At 37.5% G+C, this 21,578-nt stretch carries 17 protein-coding genes and 7 pseudogenes; 8 read left to right on the top strand and 16 right to left on the bottom strand.

What is annotated here, in order from left to right; translation table 11 throughout:
* Positions 1–107: 107 nt before the first annotated feature.
* From SSOP1_RS08735 to SSOP1_RS08725, 3 genes are all read right to left on the bottom strand, one after another.
* Positions 108–713 carry a hypothetical protein gene (locus tag SSOP1_RS08735; protein WP_231918266.1) on the bottom strand — a complete coding sequence of 202 codons (606 nt, stop codon included), beginning with the start codon at positions 711–713 and terminating at the stop codon, positions 108–110.
* 217 nt (positions 714–930) lie between these two features.
* Positions 931–1,233, bottom strand: coding sequence for a hypothetical protein (locus SSOP1_RS08730; protein ID WP_009990201.1), 303 nt, complete (start codon positions 1,231–1,233; stop codon positions 931–933).
* Entirely contained in the window at positions 1,208–1,534 is a 327-nt protein-coding gene (locus SSOP1_RS08725; protein ID WP_009990200.1) for a hypothetical protein, read from the bottom strand. Before SSOP1_RS08725 ends, SSOP1_RS08730 begins: the two co-directional genes overlap by 26 nt.
* A gap of 413 nt (positions 1,535–1,947) precedes the next feature.
* Between SSOP1_RS08725 and SSOP1_RS08720 the strand changes: the two are divergent.
* Positions 1,948–2,577 (top strand): annotated as a pseudogene (locus SSOP1_RS08720) (ISH3-like element ISC1359 family transposase); the annotation flags it as partial.
* A 135-nt stretch (positions 2,578–2,712) separates the two neighbouring features.
* Here SSOP1_RS08720 and SSOP1_RS17405 read toward each other — a convergent pair.
* From SSOP1_RS17405 to SSOP1_RS16450, 5 genes and pseudogenes are all read right to left on the bottom strand, one after another.
* Positions 2,713–2,883, bottom strand: a complete 171-nt coding sequence (locus tag SSOP1_RS17405) for a hypothetical protein (RefSeq protein WP_009993276.1) — start codon at positions 2,881–2,883, stop codon at positions 2,713–2,715.
* Positions 2,876–3,571 (bottom strand): class II glutamine amidotransferase, encoded by a 696-nt coding sequence (locus SSOP1_RS08715; RefSeq protein ID WP_010923566.1) that lies wholly within the window; start codon positions 3,569–3,571, stop codon positions 2,876–2,878. Before SSOP1_RS08715 ends, SSOP1_RS17405 begins: the two co-directional genes overlap by 8 nt.
* Before the next feature lie 603 nt (positions 3,572–4,174).
* A pseudogene (locus tag SSOP1_RS08710) lies at positions 4,175–5,112 on the bottom strand (IS110 family RNA-guided transposase).
* Between the two features lie 213 nt (positions 5,113–5,325).
* A complete protein-coding gene (locus SSOP1_RS08705) occupies positions 5,326–5,559 on the bottom strand; it encodes a hypothetical protein (protein ID WP_009993095.1) in 234 nt (77 codons plus the stop codon).
* 285 nt (positions 5,560–5,844) lie between these two features.
* Positions 5,845–6,027, bottom strand: a pseudogene (locus tag SSOP1_RS16450) (zinc ribbon domain-containing protein); the annotation flags it as partial.
* A gap of 176 nt (positions 6,028–6,203) precedes the next feature.
* Between SSOP1_RS16450 and SSOP1_RS16445 the strand changes: the two are divergent.
* Positions 6,204–7,119: pseudogene (locus tag SSOP1_RS16445) on the top strand (IS1/IS1595 family N-terminal zinc-binding domain-containing protein).
* On the opposite strand, the gene SSOP1_RS08690 reads toward SSOP1_RS16445, so the two are convergent.
* The 4 genes and pseudogenes from SSOP1_RS08690 to SSOP1_RS08670 form a co-directional block, all read right to left on the bottom strand.
* The gene (locus SSOP1_RS08690) at positions 7,066–7,437 is read right to left on the bottom strand and encodes an IS200/IS605 family accessory protein TnpB-related protein (protein WP_010923561.1); all 372 of its coding nucleotides are present in this window, start codon (positions 7,435–7,437) and stop codon (positions 7,066–7,068) included. The pseudogene SSOP1_RS16445 and the gene SSOP1_RS08690 overlap by 54 nt on opposite strands.
* A 183-nt stretch (positions 7,438–7,620) precedes the next feature.
* A pseudogene (locus SSOP1_RS16440) lies at positions 7,621–8,455 on the bottom strand (RNA-guided endonuclease InsQ/TnpB family protein); the annotation flags it as partial.
* Between the two features lie 77 nt (positions 8,456–8,532).
* The gene (locus tag SSOP1_RS08675; protein WP_009992612.1) at positions 8,533–8,832 is read right to left on the bottom strand and encodes an ATP-binding protein; all 300 of its coding nucleotides are present in this window, start codon (positions 8,830–8,832) and stop codon (positions 8,533–8,535) included.
* A gap of 334 nt (positions 8,833–9,166) precedes the next feature.
* Positions 9,167–9,471, bottom strand: a pseudogene (locus tag SSOP1_RS08670) (IS5/IS1182 family transposase); the annotation flags it as partial.
* Between the two features lie 139 nt (positions 9,472–9,610).
* On the opposite strand from SSOP1_RS08670, the gene SSOP1_RS08665 reads away from it, so the two are divergent.
* A complete protein-coding gene (locus SSOP1_RS08665) occupies positions 9,611–10,639 on the top strand; it encodes an IS256-like element ISC1257 family transposase (RefSeq protein ID WP_010923560.1) in 1,029 nt (342 codons plus the stop codon).
* 228 nt (positions 10,640–10,867) lie between these two features.
* A complete protein-coding gene (locus SSOP1_RS08660; RefSeq protein ID WP_010923559.1) occupies positions 10,868–11,833 on the top strand; it encodes an ISH3-like element ISC1439B family transposase in 966 nt (321 codons plus the stop codon).
* 424 nt (positions 11,834–12,257) lie between these two features.
* Here SSOP1_RS08660 and SSOP1_RS08655 read toward each other — a convergent pair whose 3' ends face one another.
* Both SSOP1_RS08655 and SSOP1_RS08650 read right to left on the bottom strand, forming a co-directional pair.
* Positions 12,258–13,943 (bottom strand): hypothetical protein, encoded by a 1,686-nt coding sequence (locus SSOP1_RS08655; protein WP_009989129.1) that lies wholly within the window; start codon positions 13,941–13,943, stop codon positions 12,258–12,260.
* Positions 13,940–15,121 carry a hypothetical protein gene (locus SSOP1_RS08650; RefSeq protein ID WP_009989130.1) on the bottom strand — a complete coding sequence of 394 codons (1,182 nt, stop codon included), beginning with the start codon at positions 15,119–15,121 and terminating at the stop codon, positions 13,940–13,942. The genes SSOP1_RS08655 and SSOP1_RS08650 overlap by 4 nt, the downstream gene beginning before the upstream one ends.
* Before the next feature lie 290 nt (positions 15,122–15,411).
* On the opposite strand from SSOP1_RS08650, the gene SSOP1_RS08645 reads away from it, so the two are divergent.
* The 4 genes and pseudogenes from SSOP1_RS08645 to SSOP1_RS08630 all read left to right on the top strand — a co-directional run bounded on the left by SSOP1_RS08645 (position 15,412) and on the right by SSOP1_RS08630 (position 18,987).
* On the top strand, positions 15,412–15,798 hold the full coding sequence (locus SSOP1_RS08645; RefSeq protein WP_009989131.1) for a HEPN domain-containing protein: 387 nt from the start codon (positions 15,412–15,414) through the stop codon (positions 15,796–15,798).
* Entirely contained in the window at positions 15,774–16,106 is a 333-nt protein-coding gene (locus tag SSOP1_RS08640) for a nucleotidyltransferase domain-containing protein (RefSeq protein WP_009989132.1), read from the top strand. Before SSOP1_RS08645 ends, SSOP1_RS08640 begins: the two co-directional genes overlap by 25 nt.
* Positions 16,107–16,707: 601 nt before the next feature.
* Positions 16,708–17,927: pseudogene (locus SSOP1_RS08635) on the top strand (RNA-guided endonuclease InsQ/TnpB family protein).
* A gap of 13 nt (positions 17,928–17,940) precedes the next feature.
* Complete coding sequence (locus tag SSOP1_RS08630; RefSeq protein WP_009990104.1) at positions 17,941–18,987, top strand: S-methyl thiohydantoin desulfurase family protein; 1,047 nt, start codon at positions 17,941–17,943, stop codon at positions 18,985–18,987.
* On the opposite strand, the gene SSOP1_RS08625 is transcribed toward SSOP1_RS08630, so the two are convergent.
* Both SSOP1_RS08625 and SSOP1_RS08620 read right to left on the bottom strand, forming a co-directional pair.
* Positions 18,962–20,545: a hydantoinase/oxoprolinase N-terminal domain-containing protein gene (locus SSOP1_RS08625; RefSeq protein ID WP_029552534.1), complete on the bottom strand. Its 1,584-nt coding sequence runs from the start codon at positions 20,543–20,545 to the stop codon at positions 18,962–18,964. The two genes, SSOP1_RS08630 and SSOP1_RS08625, sit on opposite strands and share 26 nt — an antisense overlap.
* A complete protein-coding gene (locus SSOP1_RS08620; RefSeq protein ID WP_009990101.1) occupies positions 20,493–21,575 on the bottom strand; it encodes an S-methyl thiohydantoin desulfurase family protein in 1,083 nt (360 codons plus the stop codon). Before SSOP1_RS08620 ends, SSOP1_RS08625 begins: the two co-directional genes overlap by 53 nt.
* Between the last annotated feature and the right edge of the window lie 3 nt (positions 21,576–21,578).

Below are 21,578 nucleotides of genomic sequence, written 5' to 3'. Positions count from 1 at the left end.
ACAAGTATTATAAGAAGGTTAAGGAACTCCAAATTTTTCGTTATAATTATTCATATCTTTATTATGTTTTTAATGTATTTGATGATTATTCTGTTAATATTACAATATCATAGATGATCTAAATTTTTCATAGTTATTGAAATAATAAAGTTATTTTGGTTGATTGCGATATCTGATATTTCATAATTATCATAGAAGGCTTCAAATATTCCCTTGTAATAAAAAGCTAATAGTGCAGAGAAAATATTACTATAATCGTGGTGAAATATTACCGTTAAACTTCCTTTTTTCTCAATAATATCTAACTTATATAGACCGGAGTACTCTGCTATATCTTTAAGATATTTTATAAAGATATTTATATCATTTAACGTGGTGGAGGAAACATTAGAATTGTTCCATAATAGGAGATACTCTTTTCCCCATTCCTTTCCTAGCTTGTAGGATTTCTCTTTTATTTTTTCCAAATCCTCACCTAGTAAATCGATTAAATGTTTAAAGAATCTAGAAGAGATAATTATTGGTTTTTCTCGAGTTATTTGTTCTAATTTATTTCTATAATTAACGTATTCTTCTATAAATTCATTAATAAGTTGATTAAAGTTTTTGTTTTGTTTGTATAATATACTATCCAACTTTTCTACTAACTTCTTAGAAACTCTTACGGTCTTAAGAGTTGTAACAGTAAAATTTTTATCGAGCTTTTTTTTCATACCATTTTTAACAATCATTGCACAGTTTAAAAACTTTTCTTTATCCAAAGCTTTGTCAATTTATTGAATATTTTTACAATAATCACCATTATCTTACTTTCAATTAATCTCAAGGTCCACAATTTAGGCTTGTGAGATCTCTTAAACGTTTGCTAAAATTCAACAAGTCCACAAAGCAAGACCTTCCGTAAGATTTATAAAATGATTATAAAACGTTTTAACCTTGAAATTCTACGAACTTATCAGCGTCAGGATCTGGATGTGCAGTAACCAAAATTAGCTCTTCTCCTCTCTTAGCTATAACATACCTTATTTTTTGCACAGGGTTTAAAATGAAGAATGACACTCTCCACCTTTCACTTTCGCCTAAAATTTTATTCGGTACTTGAGGAGTTCCCTTTAAATTAGCTAAAAAAGAAAGTACATTATCACTTAATGGATCTATAGTATTATTGAATTTTTTCAGATAATTATTTATATCCTCTAAATGCTTCCTAAGATGTGCCGATAAGGTTAGCATCCTTTAACACTTTTTCACTATCCATTGTGTCTTTTATCTCTATTTCTATTTTTAATGGTCTGTACAAGTTATCAAAAGTCATGATTACTTCTCCTTCGAAGTGTGCCCAATGTTCGGCATTACCCTCAGCCAACTTGACAATAATTAAACCATTCTCCCTCTTAACCCTTGACAATGCTCTAATCCTGGAAGCCTCAGATAACAACTCCTCAGGAGATAATGGTATGTTAATGATAGGTTTATTATTCTTCACAAAGTTAGCATAATCCTCAAGGAATTTAGCGTACTTCTCTAATTCCATAAGTATAGTTTTTCCATATAGGTATTTAAAACAGTGGTGTTCCACCAAATTATTTCATTTGAAAGAAATAATATTAGTCCTTTCAAAAAGAGATAGATATAGAGAAAAACGATAAACATATCATGAAACATAACATGTTAAGATAATCTCAAATAAACATAGCGTACAATTCTAATAATAAGAGAAGAATTCTGAATTTTTCTCACGTGGTGAAAACGACGTGCATAGTCTCATCCGAACATCGAGAAAGTTAGAGAAGCTTGACGAATGAATCGAAGTACAAAACCTTCTTACACGTCAGTATGGGAATCTCTTTTTTCTCGTAAAAAACGAGATGAATGAAATACAGAAAAAGTTGAGAGGATGAGAATTTCTGGAGAAAAGTTTGTATATACGAGGGCGAACCTGAATGTTTGAAGCATGAGAATACAACTAAACCGGCGAAGTTCAACCGGGACTTCGCCAGGTCTGCCCTCAAGATAATTTACTCGGTCCTCACTAAAATACTTTTCCCTGAGGAACTCCTCAGTGCCTTGCTTAAGGCGAGTGGGAGCTACTTGAGCAGGTTGGGAAAAGATGGGAGAAGAGCGTTGAGAAAGTTGAACGCGGTTCAAGTTGAGGACGTGAGGGATGCGTTGAGGAAGATGGGGAGGATGACGTTAAGGGGAGTCAGGGACAGGAGGGTAGCAGTGGACTTCCATGCCATACCTCAATACCACGCTAACAAGAGTTTCTTGAGTAGGATAAAGCCAACTAAGGGGACGTCGTGGGGACTGGTTCAAGCTGCGATCTTCCTCCTGGGGAGGACGAGGAGCTTCTTGGACGTGATCCCAGTGACCGTGAAGAACATAGCTGAAGGTTTCAAGGCGGTGATGGAGGTAATCGTGAAGGAGTTGGAGGAGGACAAGCTGAGGCTCGTCATGGTCTTCGCGGACAGGGAGTTCGCAGTGAACGAAGTGATTAGATACCTCTTGGAGTTGGGCTTGGACTTCGTCATATCTGCCAAGGCCCAGATGTACAAGAAGTACAAGGGGATGTTGCAGAGTTAGTAGTTTTAGGAAATTCCCTTATCATAAAAAGTCAAAATATTTATCCATGTATTTATAAATATCTTTCATTGTACTTCTTAATATTATAGCTTATCAATAAACATTTCTCATCTAACTAGGAAAGATTCGTTATATATTTTTAACGTAACGTAAAAGTGTAACGATTTTCCTATAAATGCTAGTCGTACTTTGTCCCGCGTTCCTATAGACTATTAACTTAGCGTTCATATTTCTAGCTTCCTCCAACGCTACCCTAGTAACTTCCCCACTCCAGAGAATCCTAAGTACTATATTAACCATTTAACACTAACAACTTTCCTAACTCTACTTCCTCTCCTTTTTCGCATCCAGTATATGCTAATGAGGATGAATATACTGCACCGTTATGAAGATACAGCTTGTAATAGTCCTCTTTTCTGCGTATCTTATCCTTTCTATAATAGTTATAATAGAATAGATGAGAAGATCTATCTTTTCTATTTATCTCCAATAGGAGTAAGTTTAACGCAGATTGTGTAACGTCTCTGAGCTTATCAACTTCCTTAATCCCATAAATAGATAAATACTTTGCAACTAATTCAGAATCCACCATCAGTGTAGGGTCTATCCCTATCATTTCACCTAGTTTATACTTATCAACACTTCCATTGTGTGCCAGAAAAAGTAAACGTTCGTGATTACTTTCTAAATAGGGGTGAGAATAGTATACAGAGACTAAGTTTTTATCACTTGCCTGTCTAGCGTGGATAATTACTTTCACTTCACCGTCTAATGAGTCTATTATACTCTCTAGGTTATCCTTATCTTCAAAAATGGGTAAGTGACTCCTATAGTATACTAACTTATTTGTAGTCAGTGCTGCAACCCCCCATCCATCTCCGTGAATGTCATCTGATAGGGGATCCTTTTGAGATGCCCTAACTAAGCAATTGGCTAATTTTTTAAGGTAATCCTTATCCCGTCCGTAGTATGCTAACATTCTACACATTCTATTTTTAAATAGTCTTAGTGGGCGTATAAAGTTTTATGGTCGATACACTTTGTAAAAATGGTTTATTATTTGTCCTTTTTATGTTAGTTTTTCCACGAAAAGGCCTTTGTCCTTTACAAAATGCTGAAAGCCTCGCCCTTTTACGGTACTCCCAAAATCGTATTATTAAAAACAATTGCTTTCTGTTTATAACTAATGATCATGAATTATATGACTATTTTATTTAATTATATCAAAATTTATAGAAAAATCCAGCTCTATAATAATATTTTTTATAATTGTTTACCTAAAAAGTGTAAAATTGGTGAAATGCCCATGGTTATTGGGTATGAACATGTATCAAAAATAACATTAGATTCAAAGAAATTTCATTTTATTTATATTGTTAGATGGGTATAATTGTATTTTAGGTTATTAATGATAAGTACAATGGGATATGTTTTCTTACATTTGAAGAAACAATACGATAATCTTAGCTGAATTTATATTTGTAAGACTATTTTGGGAGTATCGTTTAGGGCGGTGAGCTTCCGGTATAAAAACCTTTCCGTGAAAAATCGAGCATAGTACACACTACTTATGCAAGTGATGTCACCTGCTTTACTCGTTAGCATCAAAGGGCTTATTATAATACAGCACAGCCCAAGTAATAACAGCAAGCTTCCTGGCACAAGCAATAATCAACTTCCTACCCTTAAGCCTACCCTTGTGCTCCTCATAAAAACGCTTGATAATAGGATTAACCTTGATAGCAGTTAAAGCTGCAAGATAGAACTCCTCAAAACAGCATCACCTCTCTTAGAAATGCCTCTCGATACAACACTCTTCCCACTGGATTCAACAAGAGGACCACAATAAGCAACAAACCTCTTCTTGTCACCAAAACGCTTAACATCACCAACCCTTGCTAAAATTATACAACCCAACGTTCTGCCAATACCTGGAATCGTGAAGATCAAACTATCCTTGGGAACAAGATCCTCAAGCTCTTCCTCAATCTCCCTCTTCCTAGCCTCAAGCCTCTCCAGTTCGCCTAAAAGAAACCTAATCTCAGATAACGCTGCATTATCCTCCCCTCTCAATACTTCATTCAAGTTCTTCCTGGACAAACTATCCCTATATCCTAGAAGTATTAAATCCCTCCTTAACCTATTCTTAACCCTAGCAATGCTCCTTGTCACAAAATCCCATTGGCTTGTTAACTCCTTAGCCTCACTCGTTGTAAACTCACTGCCTATACTTACAACTAGCTCGGCAAGCTTTTTATCATTCTTGTCACTCTTCTTGCCCCTAATGTCCTTGAACTTCTTGAGTATGAAGGGGTTAATAATCCTCACGTCGTACTCTTTACCCAAGTACTTAGCCAAGTTGATGTGGTAAATTCCAGTACTTTCTATAGCCACTTTACAACCCTTTGGCAAGACTTGCTTTACTCCTTCAAAACCTTGCTTATTATTTTGAAATTCGTAGTATTTACCTTGGAAGTACACTACTAATTTATCTTTTGATATATCTATTCCGGCGACTGGGGCCTCCATGTGTACTCACCCTTATTCGGGCTTCAAGCCCAACTTCCGGTCCGAATTGGAGGAGGCCAAGCTCACCGTCGAGCTCTAAGCCCAAAGGAGTCAACGGCCTCAACCCCAGTCAGATCTGTATTACGCAGATCTGACTAATATGTTTTATATAAGGAAGTCAGCCACAAAGCACAGCGTAAATCTAGATTAAAATAGAGTATAATATGTTGAAAATTAAGGAAAGTCTTTTAGCAATGTGTACCTCGTAATTGGATCTGGGATTCTGTATTCGTCGTTTTCTTTCTCTATAAACCCCATTTTCATTAGTTTTCTTAGATCTCTGGAAAGTGTGGTGTTACTGATTTTTCTTTCAGTTTTTGCTATTACGTAATCCATTATGTTTTTCCATCTGGCATTTTCTAAGGTTGCTATAGCTTTGAGAGATTCAGTTATCCATTGCGAATTCACTTTATTTCGAATATTGTTACGAAATTAACTAAATGAAGACGACTAATTAGCAGAGATACACGATTATCAATATTAACATTTTTACAACGTATTATTTACAAATTACAATTCGCAATGGATCCATGAATCGCCCATAGCTTTCATTATAAGGGAGTAGTATTGGCTTTTTGCAAATAATTCTTTTAGCTCCTCCATCACGAGTCTAGATCCTAATTCTTTAACTTCATGTATGACGTCTGGTTTTCTCTTCTTTAGGTGGAGTTTTCCAAAGTGAACTACCCTGCCCTAACGGACAGGGCTTCCTGCTTCATACCCCCACCTTGCCAGCGGTAGAAGGCAGAGCTCCACAGGCACTAAGGGTCGTTCCGACCCCGATCTGTGTAGGATGTTGAAGGAAGCATTATAGTCACGGTCTACTATCCAACCGCATTTAGGACAAACAAACACGCGGTCGGAGAGAGTTAAATCAGGAGTGTTCTCATGCAGTCATCTTATTCGATATCATATAGTAAAATTAAATCAGGCTAGAAATTTCCACAATTAGTCGTTTCGATCGAGATGCAGCCAATGAATTAGAACATGAAAACAGCCTCTGAAAAAGCTTATGTGCGAGGGTTACGAGATTTTTTGTGAGGGTTACCAGGATGAACCTCGTAACCCTCGCACAATTAATACTTATGATTCTAAGAAATTTAAATCTTAAGCCGAGAAAGTACGAGCTAAAGGATATTGCATTAGCATTAGCAGCCTACTCCTTGGGAGTTCAAATCACGAAAACGGGAATCCCACCATCAACCTTATCTTGAGGAAAGTAGGGATAAGGAGAAGAGAGAGCAGACCAACATGCCCATCATGTAACTCTAACAGAGTAGTAAAGAACGGTTCATCTAGAGGGAAAGCAAAATACAAGTGTAAAGCGTGTGGAAGGACGTTTTACGACGCGTTAAAGCACAGAATGGATAGGGAACAGAGGAAGAGAATCTTAAAGGAGTACTTGAACAGGATGAGCATGAGGGCAATATCAAGAGTTGAAGGTAAACCATTGAATACAGCCTAGTGAGGAGGATTGAGATAAGGGCCTTCACGTATCTAACGATCTTGAAGGGTGAGCTCAAGAATTTCACAGCTAAGTCTACGGTGTTTGACGAGTTCTGGACTTATTTCCGTGTTAGGCATGGAGTGATGAGGGAGGATTTGTGGATTTGGACTGCTGATGGGGTGCCTTTCTATGAGTTTGGGGATAGGAGTTATGGGACTTTTCGTTTGGGTTGGTTACCTAGGAGTGAGGTAAACTATACTGACTACTATTGTGTTTATCAAGTTCTCGATAATCGTGTAGCGGGTAAGAAGTATACTTATCTTGTGGAGAGTCATAATTCTTGGTGTAGGTTAGCGAGGCTGGCTAGGGATACTAAAGCTGTTACTAGGAGTATGAGGATGACGGAGTACAGTTTGGCCTTGTTGAATGTAATGTACCCTCACGTATTTTCAAGGGAGGGAACTCCCTTAAATGAGACTTACTTGAAGGGAGTACAGTATATTAGAGAGAACTTGATATAATTTTACTATATGATATCGAATAAGATGACTGCATGAGAACACTCCCGTTAAATCTTCCCTAACGTATCCGCATCTAGCACAAGTCATCGACGTGTATGCTGGATCGACGAGGGTGAACTTCTTACCGTATTTTATTAGTTGATACTCCAGTATCGTCCTAAACTCGTAAAAACCAATATCGTGAAGCCTCCTCCTCATTACCTTGAGAGACTTACCAACCAGCTTCTTAACGTTAATATCCTCCATTACCACGGTATCGTAGTGTTCTGCAAAATACTTACCGAGCTTCATGTAAATATCTCTCCTCAAGTTCTTCACTACTGTTTCCAGAAATTTGTTATACTTTATAACTCATTAATAAGTTTCTTATAAATAGTGATAACAAGGAATCAATTAATCAAGTTGATAAGTTTTATGTATTCATTAAGGCCAATACAATGGAATTATTTTCAATAATATTTTATAAAATAATACTAGACTATGGACTTACTGGAAGTAGTAGTGCTCATAAGCCCTAGCCAACTTAACCTTAGCTTTGAACCAGTTATGAGAGAGAAATCTCTTCCTCGAAAGAGACCTATGAAGTTCCCTTACCTTGGTTAAGGCCCTCTCAAAAGGCTTCAGGTTAGGGAAATACTGACCATCGGAGGTAGTTACGAGTTTCTCAATTCCCACGTCGATCGCGACAACTTTTCCAGTAAATGGGAGGGCCTTGAACTCGTAATCAATCACGAAAATGATGTATATTCTCCCAGACGGCTCTAACTTCACTATGATTCTCTTCACCTTATCTAGAGGGAAGTCCCTGTGTACTATCACTAGTATTTTGGAAAAGTTCTTAGACTATGATCTAGTGGTATATCCTTTGTCTAAAGCTATAGACTTTCTGAAAGCACTAACGTTGAAGACTCCTAGATGAGATAGGTAGAGCTTCATTAACTTCTTCTTGTGATTACTCTTTCTTCTTATTTCCCTTAAGCTCAACACTTTCCATCCCGATTGAGTAAACTAGCGAGTAGTACTTGTGCGGTTTCTTTTCTCTTGGAAAGCGTGCTAGCCCGTCCATAAACCTCTTCTTAGCCTCGTAGAAACGATCTGCTATCTGCTGAACAACTTGTGAGTGAAGTTGTTTGTACTCCTCGTCCTGCTTTCTTAAGTTAAGGGCCATCTGTCTTAACTCCGTCTGTGTAAGTCCTTTCCCATCCCTTTGGTAGAAATACGCATCTGCCTAACGTAGGGTGCTATATACCTCACATGCTAGCCTCAACTGGGCTTTTAACGCCCTCAACGTCTGTTCGTCTGTGTAAGCATGGAAGGGGAATCCTACGTTAGGCATTAATTGTATATCTGTCGTTCTTATATTTAAAATATAAGGGGGCTATCCATCCCCTTGAGGAAGGGTCTTCCGCCCCCTTAACCCCCATCAAGATAAATTTTGTTAATTTTTGTTAGGTTAAAGTGTATTTCCTCATAAAGTTTATCTGGAGTTATTCTCTTCGATACGTTATCAAATATTTTTCTTAGGTCTACTAATATATAACCTCTGTTTAAGGAATTTAATCCAGCTAATACTAAGCTTGATTTTCCTACTCTTCTTAGCCCCGTCACTATTATCATTCTTTCATTATTTACACACTGAAGAAATTTCTTTACTTCTTCTTCCCTATTGAATAAATCTTTTAAAGATTCTTTAGGCTCTACGCTAAATAGCAAAGTTACACCCCTGTTACTAAGTTACACCCCTGTTACTTAAAATTTTTCTTAGATGGTCGTGGAATAAGGGCAACAGTTATGAGGCTTTAAGAGAATTTTAAGATTTTCATCAGACCCATCGCCTCATCTAAATTATTTTTAACGAACATCTTCAACCTCTCGTAAGAGTGCTCCAGACGCAAATAATTGAATAACGATAATAGGAGAGAAATATAATTATATCTTTCAATACAACGGAAGATTAATTTTATATTATGACGGAAAACATTCAAGTATAGATAAAAACAGAATTTTTGACATATCCTACGCTACCCTTGCTAACTCCTTACGAGAGTCAACTGGAAAGCTGACTCTCGGGAACTCTCGATAAAACAGACGTGTAGATCAAGGAGTTGTATATCAAGGCAATAACGTAAACGAAAAGCTCTGCCATCTCCTTACTCGTCGCATAAGGCCCTCCAATACCTCCTCAAGAAAATTCCGAAGAACTCCACATGCCTCCTAAAATCCGAGAAACCAATCAACCAAGTAGAGGATTTACCAAGGAAGCCCCTATCAACTACCTTGTAACCGCCAACTGAGAAGCCAACCTTGTTGTCAGTTAGCCAATTCCACTTCAATATCATGAAGTAACATTGTAGAATGAGAGTGAAGACCTTAAAGCCGAGGGTGATTTACGGATCCATTGCGATTTCAATTTGTTTCTCTAAAAACAGATAAGAATAATTGATTCTACATTTTCGATAATACTAATAAGAGACAAGCGTGAGGTAATATCATGGAAACTATAACAATTGACGAGAAAACCCTCTACAACCTCACTCAGCCAAGTGAGGTCATAGAAGAGCTTACACATCTCAACGGAAACCTCACGCTCGTCCCCAATATACTATCTGAAGACGCCCTATTAAACAAATCGGTCAAGGAGATTGAGAAAATAGCCTTAGAAGAGGCTGATAAGACTAGCCCAAAACACGTGAGGGGTAAGAAGATAAGAAGGAAAGGTTACGCAAAGTACAGATTCCTCAAGGGATTCAAGATCATGTTAAAAGGGAGAGAAGACATTTACAAGCTAGAGCGAATCTCAGTGGAACTACCCGTACTGTACAGTGATAAGGGAAGGGTGAAGACTCAAGTGGAGGAAAGGTTATTAAGGGAGGAGAAGGTGTTCAAGGCTCTGATGACCGTCTATTCTGTGCTAGGAGGTAAGTTGAACGCCAAGCTGTGGATGCTCGAGATCCAAGCGAGTGGTGATTTCAAGTATGTAATAGTTGATGGGAAGTACGTGAAGCTCAAGGGAGGAAGGGGGTCCTTCTCTGCGATTGGTGTGACAGAGGAAGGCAAGAGGGCCGTTCTGGACATAACCTTAAGTGTAGAGAAGGACGTCATGAGTTATTGGAGGCTCTTGGTTGAGGTCTGGAAGAAGTATAGCTTCGTCTTGGTGGTAGTTGATGGAACTAAGGCGTTGGATAAGATCTCTCTGGCTGAACTTCAGGTAAGAAGGCAAGGATGCTTGGTTCACCTCAAGCGCAACGCGACTAAGGAGGAGAGGGAGGCGTTAAACGTCATCTTCTCTGCAGAGAGTGGAGAGATTAAGCCCGAGACTTGTCCGAGGCTCTTGAGTTACCTCTCCACTCCCAAGGAGCTCTGGAGGTGGCTCAAATCCAATAACTTGATCGAGTCCTTCAATTCTCTCTTGGAAAGGAGGAGGTTCGGGTCGTTTCACTCCCCTTGGAGGATACTACAGATCGCTCGAACCATAGCCAACAACTATAATCTATCAGTTGTGTTTCACCAATTTTACTAGAAATGATGTAATTTCTATGGTAGGGGAAAATATCGAGTTATGGTTGTGAAAATCGGCTTATTTCAACATGATTATCAAAAAATTTTTAGATTAAACGAGAAGCATGGTTAAAAAGGAGTTTGTATATAGAGGGTAATATCATCTGTTTAGCATTATCAAGCGGGGAGGGGAGGTCTAGGGAGGAGGTGAACAGGAAAGGGTTAAAGCGAGGGACTCCATGACTCCGTTATGCAAGTTTATGAAACGGGATTCAAAACGGAGTTGAAGTCCCTCGCTAGTTATTTCATCGTCAATAATCTTAACGTTATCTCCCAAGAGTTGGACACGAGGATCGCGGACGCAGCTCCGTTCCTGTTGACAGAGAACAGGGGAAAGGAGTACTTGAAGGTCGTTAGGGAAGGGGAGAAGGTGATGAGTCAAGGGGAGAGGAGCTTCAAGTTCTACCCTCACGTGAAAGTTGAGGGAGAGACTACAATCGTTGCAGTGGACGAGACCGCGATAACCGTGGGGGAGAAGGAGTCGAGGAAGGTGGAAGGATTTCAACTCTACAACGGGAAGAGGAAGGGAGTTAAGTTGAGGTCCGTGGACTTGGTGTTCCCCTTGAGGTTGTCCCTCCTCGAGGAGATAGCTGACTTGAGAAGCGATACTCCCTCCCAGTTCCTGATGAGGGCCGTGAGCGAAGTTGCTCAGCACCTCAAGATAGACTACGTTGTTGCTGACGCGGGTTTCCTGAACTTGAAGGTAATCAAGGAGATGCCTGTGAAGACCGTGGTAGGAGGTAAGACCAACCTGAAGGGCTTCAAGGAACTCTCCAACGTCTCTCTAACCGAGAAGAAATGCGAGGTAAATGACAGGGTTTACGTTGCGTATAGGGTCCTGAAGTACAATGACCTTTACTACTATGAAGTGATATACGTCAAGGAGAAACCCAGGCACTTCATCTTCGTTACCAACTTCAATGGAGATCCCTACAAGCTAGCTGAGCTCTACAGGTTGAGATGGCAGAGCGAAGAGGGCTTCAAGGTCAGGAAGGCCAGGATAAGGTACGTGAGGAAGTTAACCAACAAGATCTTCCTCTACCTCTATTACACTGTCCTAGATTCGGTGTGGAACCTCGTGAATTACCTCCTCTTCAACTTCAAGTCCACGAAAAGGAAGCCTCTCTCCTTCGACTCCTTCGTCAGGCTTCTCTAACTTCCTCGGCGTGCAGAGGACGCTCTGCACGCCGTTCTAACCACGTGATAAAAATTCAGATTATCTCTCTTTAATCTGAATCTACACGCTATGTTTATTCCAAATAATGTCAATATGCTATATTTCACTATAATATCACTATCTTTCTCTATATCAATTCCCTTTTGAAAGAACTAACACAATATCTTTCAAGTGAGATAATTTGGTGAAACACAACTGATAATCTATTAACTTATTTTCTCGTTATTGTAATAATATTACAGTGTATCTTATTTTTCTCACTTTATTAGAAATATACACAATAACTTCTTCATAGAATTATCCTAATTCACAGAGAATATTACAATTTGCAAAGGAAACTTGAATCGCCCGTATAAAGCATTTGTAGATAAAAAAGATATACTCCCTAACCTATTTACAAGATTTATTTCCCTCTCTTTTGAAACTCCTTACCTTTTTTGATGAATTCGCTTAATGGCATTAGAACTATCTTATCTCCTTCCTTAACTGGAATTTGTACGTCAACTTTAATGTTTTGTTTCCTATATTCCTTTAACAAATTAACAATAATGGGTAAGTTAATTAAGACTGGTAATGGTCTCATTACTACAATAATCTTACTTGCGAAACTAGAGTACTTTGTCACTACGTTTCTAATTTCATCATCAGGATGGACTTCAAAACTCGTTTTAGCATCGTAAACCATCTTTTCATTCTCCACATAAACGTCTGGAATGTAGCCATTGATCTCTTCCTCCACTTTAATAAATTTTTTATCGATATTCATATTTTTTACTAAATGTAGAAGTATTATTGCCTTTAGACTCTTATGGACTGAAGATTCATTCTCACCCGGTTTTAATAGTGGTGAGAGATCACTTTTTAAAACTAAATTTAATCCTCGTGAAAGTACATCCTCTTGATATTTATGAAATACAGCGGTGAGAGATTCAAAGGGATTCAATACACTCACAACGTCTTTATCAAGACCAGATGCTAAATAGGCTAACGTTAGTATTTTATCTCTGGTGAAATTCTCCTTTACCACCATTACTAGCTTATGTTTGTACATTTCATATAAGCAATTGGGAATAACGAGAATAGTTAATTTGTACCCTGTTAGGCTAGATATAACAGCATCCATTTCCTTTTTTACGACCTCGTCAGTAATCTCTTCACAGATATCCTGTTCCAGAACAAATACGCCTTCATCAATTTTAATTCTTGATAATTCGTAACTATAATTAGTTATCTTAACTTCATTTAGTTCTTCACCACAAATTGCACTCATTTCTACACCCAATGTCGCTAAACTGTCCTCAATTTTCTGTTTCTTTTCGTCATAAACCATTACTAATGAACCATGACATTGAAACTTAGATAAGCCTCTTAACACTTCATCTTCTTCAAAGTCTTCAGTAGGCAAAACCTCTTCTGGAGTTGGTTCTAACTGAACAATCTCACGAGTATTTTGAATAGGCTTGATTTTATTAGAGACGGGAAGATAAATAGTAGGATTTATAAACAGCTTTTCTTCAAAGGCTTTCCAAAATTCTGTCGGAATAAGTTTCATTACTTTTCTTTCACTCACCTCTTTCGCTATATTCATTAATTTTATTTCAGTGACTATCGTTAGATTATCTCTTTTAGCTTCCCAAAAACGGTGCGGAATAATTAATTTGATTTTACGTTGAGACGAAACGTTGATGCTAGCGTTATTTTTAAGGTTGATAGTATAATTGAGTTTAAGTACTTCTTTTGATGGAACATTGAAACTAGAGGGAATTTTTAATTTAGGTAGTGAAAGATGAGGCTTACGTTCAATGTTTTCAACCCCTCTATTTATGGTGATATTCGATTCTTTGGGAGTGTAGTGTACTGTATAATCAATCTTTCTTTGAGCGTCTTGCGTTACTGTAGGAGGACTAAAAAATTCAAGTCTAAAGGTACTTGTTGGTTTGGTTTTGGTGAATACTGTAGGAGGATTAAAAGATTCACGTACACTAACATCCTTATCAGTTTTTTCTTCAGGCTTAGTTTCTTTATTTTGTCTTCTTGATTCATATTCTCTATCTTTCTGGAGATCTCTCCTTTGTTGACTCTCACTCAATTTAATATCACCTCTGTTCCAAATTGACCCCTAAAATAAATATTGAGGCCTGCATCTTCCTTAATATTAATATTTATATACCCATTCATAAATAATATCGATATAATTTCAGGATCATTATACATATCGGATATAGTACTATAATACTTAAAAGTAGCCCGATCCGTCCTCCCATACTCACAATAAGAAGGAGATGAGGCATAACATATTCTGACTGAAAGATTTTGGTAATAGTGAATCTCCATATAATAATTATACCTTAAATTAGAAGCGTCAACTATTATGGAAGACTTTCTTAATACATCTGTCATAAACTGATAATATTCTTCTGTAAAATGTTCTCTATCATATATTTCTCTATTCTCTATAACATCATATAATTTATTAATCATAAATAAATTATTATTTATAATCTTAAATATGAGGTCAGAAACAGTATTACGATTATGACCAGTTAGTCCCAGTCTAGCACTTTGTTCTTTATCGCTAATATAAGGAATATGAAGGATGCCTATCCCAAGAAAATCATACCCTAAGTTGGGATTCTTTGTAAACTCTTCAGGATAAGAATCTAGAAATATTGATGCAGGAAGATGTCTAGTAGTTACGATTAGAAAAGAATAATAATTGTACATTGGTAAGATTAATTTTGCTCTATAAATATAATCATTAACTGTCTGTATGAACTTATCTACATTTCTTGCATTACTCTCTATTTCAGCAAAGGATGGAGAATTAATACTTACATTTAGCTTATTGAATAATAATTCTAGTTGTTTAGCCGTCGCATTAAGTACATCAGTAAAAGTAAAAAAACCGATTACCAAGTTATTTACTTTTCCCACATATGCTTCCGAATATGGGTTTTTCACTCCAATATTGATAGAATTAGCTAGTTTTTTCGTATCTACCCCTACACCATACATGTAAGTAATAAGTCTAGCTAGAGAGCCCTTTATATAATCTCCATTTTCATTTACTCCTCCTAAAAAGTAAGGTAATAATTGAGGGTCAATCTTATCTAAACTTCGGTTTAAAGTATTTTGCTCTAAATACTCACCGACTTTTTGTAACAATTTTAGTTTCTCATAAACTGGAACTAAACAATTACTCACATATTTTTTCCAACCTTCTATTGAAGTCCTTTCTGGTTGATTGTAATTACACTCAGTTCCCATAAGAATATATTGTAGAAATTGTTTTTAAATATTTAATTTAACGGGGTTAAGGGGCGAAAGTCCACTTCGGGCGGCTTAGGAGTCCAAGCTCACCATCGAGTTCTGAGCTCAAGAAAGTGAATGGCCTCAACCCCAGTCAGATCAGTATTACACAGATCTGACTAATATGTAAGGGGTCGGTCACTGACTGCTCACTGTTCCAGTGGGAGTGGATAACTACCTAGAGTGTAATCCTTTAAAATGGTGAAAAGGACAGTCTTATTTTTAAACTTTGTAGAGGGAATAGTATTATGAGATACACTGACTGGATGATTCAAGCTGAGGAGGACTTGGATGTGGCTAGAGTCTTATTAGAGGCTGGTAAATATTTTGCAGTAACTTTTTACTCTCAACAAGCTGTAGAGAAAGCATTGAAATCTCTGTTAATCCATTTAGGAAAAGATCCGGGGAAAACCCACTCTCTAACAGAGCTTGCTAGCATGATAGAGAATGAAGGACTTAAGATTCCTCAAAATATAATGGAGGATTTAATGGTTATATCACCTCATTTTATCATATCTAGATATCCTGATGCTGCAAATGGTGTTCCAGCTAGACAATACACTAAAAACATGGCGGAGGATCTATATAGAAGGGCTAAGGAGGTGTTAGGATGGGTAAAGGGAAATCTGCAATAGAAAGCCAGATAAGAATGCTTAAACTTGCTAAGGAGATCGTTGAAGAGGTAGCTAGTTCTTTCCCCAATCTAGAGGAGGTTTACATTTTTGGGTCAAGAGCTAGGGGAGACTACTTAGACACTAGTGATATAGACATACTGTTTGTATTTAAGGGGATTAAGGAGATGAATGTATTTGATAGAATGTACATGGTTTCCAGGTTCATTAGAGGTAATGTTGATTATATTGTGTTGGATGAGGGGGAGAAAGATAGGGTTAAGGATAAAGTGCTCTTTTGGAAGAGAGAGAAAGGATTTGTTTTGCTCTGACCACCTTCTCTCCGCCCTGAACGGTACTCCCAGAATCATCTTACAAAAATAATTCTGATTAAACAATATTAAATTTGTTGAACATAACCAAGTTTATAACAACATTGAGAATCTAATAAATTGGAAAAAAGGGAGTGTTCTCAAACAGTCATGAAATTTGAAAAAAGTTTGTGAAAATATTGGAGTAATATGGAAAAACGCTTGTTTAACGTTTAAGATATAGAAATTTGAACAAAGACATTATTTTAGAAAAGCTTATATGCAAGGTTTACGAGATCCATTCTAGTACTACCACAAAAAGATTTCATAACCCTCGCACATAAACCTTTTTCAAAGGCCGTTTTTCACGTTCTAATTCCTTAGCTACATCTCGATTGAAAAGACTAATTGTGAAAATTTCTAATCTGATATATTTTTACTATATGATATCGAATAAGATGGCTGCATGAGAACTTTCCTAAACGATAACTAGCAAAACTTTAAACTTTATATTACTAGCGGGTTTATAACAGACGGGGGTTCAAAGGGGGCGGAAAGCTTCTCTTTGAGACGGATCCCTTTGTAGAAAAGTTAAAATAGGAAAATAACGAAATACACATCAATGCCCACCTTAGGGTTTCGCTTCCGTGCATACACTGACGAACAAACCCTTAGGGCGTTAAAAGCCCAGTTGAAGTTAGCGTGCAAAATCTACAACACCTTAAGGTGGGCAGACATCTACTTTTACCAAAGGGATGGGAAAGGACTAACACAAACTGAGTTAAGACAGTTGGCTCTAGATCTGAGAAAACAAGATGATGAGTATAAGAAACTCTACTCCCAAGTAGTTCAACAAATAGCTGACCGTTATTACGAAGCTAGACAGAGGTTTTTCGACGGTTTAGCACGTTTCCCGAAAGAAAGGAAACCTCACAAGTACTACTCCCTTGTCTATACGCAAAGCGGTTGGAAAATACTTCAAGTTAGAGAAATAAGAAAAGGAAGCAAGAAGAAACTAATAACGCTTAAACTATCAAATCTTGGTACGTTCAAGGTAATAGTTCACCGAGACTTTCCCCTTGACAAAGTAAAGAGAGTGATAGTGAAGCTAACAAGATCTGAGAGGATTTACATCACTTTCGTAGTTGATCACGAATTCCCCAAGTTACCTAACACTGGTAAGGTAGTGGCGATAGATGTTGGTGTAGAAAAGTTGTTAGTAACGTCAGATGGTGAGTATTTTCCTAATTTGAGACCTTACGAGAAAGCGTTATGGAAAGTGAAGCATCTACACAGAGAACTTTCAAGGAAGAAGTTCCTCTCTAATAATTGGTTTAAGGCTAAGGTTAAGCTTGCTAGGGCTTATGAGTATTTGAAGAATCTAAGAACGGATCTTTACATGAAGTTGGGTAAATGGTTTGCTGAGCATTACGACGTTGTAGTCATGGAGGACATTCATGTTAAGCAGTTGATAGGTAAGTCATTAAGGTCTCTGAGGAGGAGATTGAGTGACGTCGCGTTCAGCGAGCTTAGAGATTTGATTAAGTATCAGTTGGAGAAATACGGTAAGAAACTCATCCTAGTTAATCCTGCATACACTTCCAAAACTTGTGCTAAGTGCGGGTACGTAAAAGAAGATCTGTCTCTATCTGATCGTGTTTTCGTTTGTCCCAACTGTGGTTGGATTGCAGATCGTGACTATAATGCTTCTCTTAACATCTTACGTGGATCGGGGTCGGAGCGACCCTTAGTGTGGAGCTCCGCCCTCTACCAGTACCAGCACTTCGGTACTGGCATGGCAGAGCTGTGAAGCAGGAAGCTCCCTCATTTATGAGGGGGTAGCTCACAAGAAAACATGAGAATCTCTGTTAATGACCTATACAATCTCGCAATAGGGAGTTCAATATTAGGCTCTGGTGGTGGTGGAAACCCGTTTTTAGGATATAAAATTGTTAAAGCAAAAATGCTTCAGATGAATATTGATTATGTTGAATACACTGATGAAGTTGATGAGGATAGGGATTTCATAATAGGAGTAGGCGGTATGGGATCGCCATTGATAGGTATAGAGAAGATACCCGCAGGTCATGAATATTATAGATCTCTAATGACCTTAACTAAATTTTTGAGAAAAGAAGTTACTAAAATAACTTCTATTGAAATAGGTGGTATAAACTCAGTTGTCCCATTTATGGCATCGTTAATGAGTAAGAAACCATTAATAGATGGAGATTACGAGGGTAGGGCTTTTCCAGAATTATATATGACCACTATGCATTTTGCAGGATATAGGGCAACACCTTTGAGTATATGTGACGAGCGTGAAAATTGCGTTATTATAGAGACTGTTGATAATTTCCGGGCGGAGAGTATTGCAAGAAGTATAACTGTGGGATTTGGTGGAAGGGGTTACATCTCGCTTTACCCAGCATCTGGTAAAGAATATATTAATGGAGCTATCTTGGGTACAGTAAGCCTAGCTTTGGAGTTAGGTAAAACGTTAACAGAACAAGGATTGGATGAAATGATTAACTTAGCTAGAGGTAAGATAATTTTCGAAGGTAAAATAGTTGACGTAAAGAGATTTAACATAGGAGGATTTGCAATTGGTATGGCTAAAATTGACGGCCTTGAAGAATATAGGGGTGAAAATTCTGAAATTATATTCAAAAATGAGTATTTAGGCTTCCTCAAAGAAGGAAAGATTCTGTCAATATCACCTGAAATTATCAATTTAATTGATTATAATAACAACATAGTGACTTCTGACTCCCTTAGATACGGGGTAAAGGTGAGAGTATTAGAAATCCCTGTAAGTAATAAGTGGAAAGAAGTTGGGGGATATGAGAAGATTAAGGAAATGGTAGTTAAAGAAATTAAGAAAATTCACCAACTACCTTAACTTTTACTTTCACTGAATTTCCAGGTAGATAAGGTATTTGTATTTCTTCTATTTCTCTAACTTCTATCGTTGTATTTAAGGCCCCAGCTCTTATGGCTAAACTTTTAGCCTCATTAATTAGACTCTTTATTGCATTTTCCCTAGTTATTTGATCATAAGAGAATGTCCTTTCTATCGTTGCACCAACTTTAGTTAATGTCGCACCTATGGCATTAGCGTATTGGGCATTTCGTGGCCTTATAACTTCCATCGCACCTTTTAGCTTCTCTGGGACCATTATACTTCCCCCACCCACAACAATTACCGTTACGTCATCCTTTGAAGTTTTCATTAAGTCTATGGCGTCTTCCCACATTTCCACCATTTTAGTGTATGCGCTAAATAAGTACTCCATAGGGAATTTGTTGTTTACTAGCTTCGGATTTGTACCATCTATTGTTATTCCTTTCACTATCATAGCTACATCTGTTGCGGTTAAAGTATCACCTCCCCATGATATTCCCTTATTTATCAGTGCGTAACCCACACTCTCTGGTCCTATTTTCTCCTTATTAACTATGGTGCCTCCTCCCAATGCCATCGTATAAATGTCGGGCATTCTAAAATTAGTCCTTATTTTGGCTATTTCTACTACAGATGAGGATTCTCTAGGATATCCCTCATGGAGAACACCCACATTTGTTGTAGTCCCTCCTACATCCATTACTATTGCATCTTTTATCCCAGTCAGTAAATGCGCTCCTCTAATACTATTTGAAACTGGTCCAGCTACAGTGAATATTGGATAGCTTTTGATGAAATCTTCAGAGGCCACAGTCCCATCATTCTGTGCAAAGAATAGTCTCACATCTTCTATACCTAAAGAAGAAAGTAACTGTTTGATTTTGCTTATTAAGTTATCGAAGATTTTAAGTATTAACGCATTTAGGATCGCTGAGTTCTCCCTCTCTAACAGTCCTATTCCACCAATTTCGTGAGAAAGTACTATAGGCACATTAATTCCTTTCTCTCTTAAAATCTCCCTCGCTCTAATCTCATGTGACGAATTTACAACTGAAAATATTGAACTAATAGCTATGGCATCAACTTTACCATTTATGGCTTCAGCAATCTCCTTTATTTTGCCCTCATCTAACTCCACTATTTCTTCCCCGGTATATTCATGGCCTCCTCTTACCATATATCTATAGGTGACAAAGTTTGATAACTGCTCTGGCCAGTCAAATACTGGAGGAACTCCCTCTCCTGCAGGTAAGCCAATTCTAATGGTCGCTACTCTATTTAAGCCTTTACCCTGGTGTAAGGCGTTCAGACCGTGAGTAGTTCCTATCATTAGCGTATCTACTTCGTTTTTCCTTTCTCCAAGCTTTTTCATCACTCTACTTATGGCATTTAAAAGTCCAGTAGTTAGGTCTGGTGTAGTCATTACTTTGTCAGCTACTATTAGCTCTTTACCTTCTAATGCTACTGCATCTGTATGAGTACTACCAATATCAATACCTATTCTAATTCTCAACCTTCTTCCACCTTTCTTCAAGTGGTATGAAATCCACATCATATCCAAAGGCTCTAGGTCCTACATACCTTAACGCCTCTTTAGTTCTGAGCTTCCCACTTGAAGGTATACCGATAACCATGACTTTTTGACCATACTTTATTCTGTCCGTTGTGATTGGTTTTAACGTAAATAGATCTAGAACTGTAATGAGATCTGGCACAGTAGTCACTATGTCATTATTAATCCTTGCCACTAAGAATTCGTTCTGAAAATCAATTTTCATAGTTTTTTCGCTGTAGTTTTCTATACCATCTATAATCACATTTCCTTTAGAGAATCCTCTTTCTACTCTTCTTTGTACATCTACCACCTTACCCTTGAACATTATTATTGCCTTTAAAAGGTCTAAGAGATCGTCAAGACGCATTTGATTTAATAGTTTGCCTATTTCCAAGGCTAAACTTAGTGTACCTAGTACGGCAGTATTTAAGTAAGTTGGTAATGACGTACCGTACAGTGCAATATATGCACTTCCACCGTATCTTACAGTGATAATTCTTGCTATTTTCTCAGACCAATAACCGTCTATACCTTGTACTATACTCACATTACCTCTTTCATCGAATATCACGATCGGAGAAGGTTGAACACCATAAAAGTAAAAGGTAGTCATTTGCAGTTCTGGAAACGCCCTCCCCATACCATCTCCATCAACTACTGGAATACCGGTCTTAGCTGATGTTATTAATGGGATCGTGGAATTAACTCCGCCCATTTCCAGTGGTGTGATGTATTCTACTTCATTATCGGTAAATTTAGAATAAACTTCAAGAGCCTTTTTAGCTTCAGAGCTGTTAGGTATTTTTTCTATCATAACTATAGGAGCTCCCATCATTGCACTACCTAACACAAAGGATTTACTATTTGAGTACTTCATTCCAGTTACTACTTCTATCTTCTTTACAATCTCTAATTCCCTTTTTAACATAAGTCCTCCTATATATGGATCCCCTCCACCTCCTGTACCTAAAAAAGACGCTCCAGTAATTAAGTTTTGTAAATCTCTCTCTTCAATGAAATATGTTTCCACGTA

This window comes from Saccharolobus solfataricus (genome assembly GCF_900079115.1).
GTDB classification, from domain to species: domain Archaea; phylum Thermoproteota; class Thermoprotei_A; order Sulfolobales; family Sulfolobaceae; genus Saccharolobus; species Saccharolobus solfataricus.
Note: the sequence above shows the minus strand (reverse complement) of the source record. Positions and strands in the feature narration are given on the sequence as shown.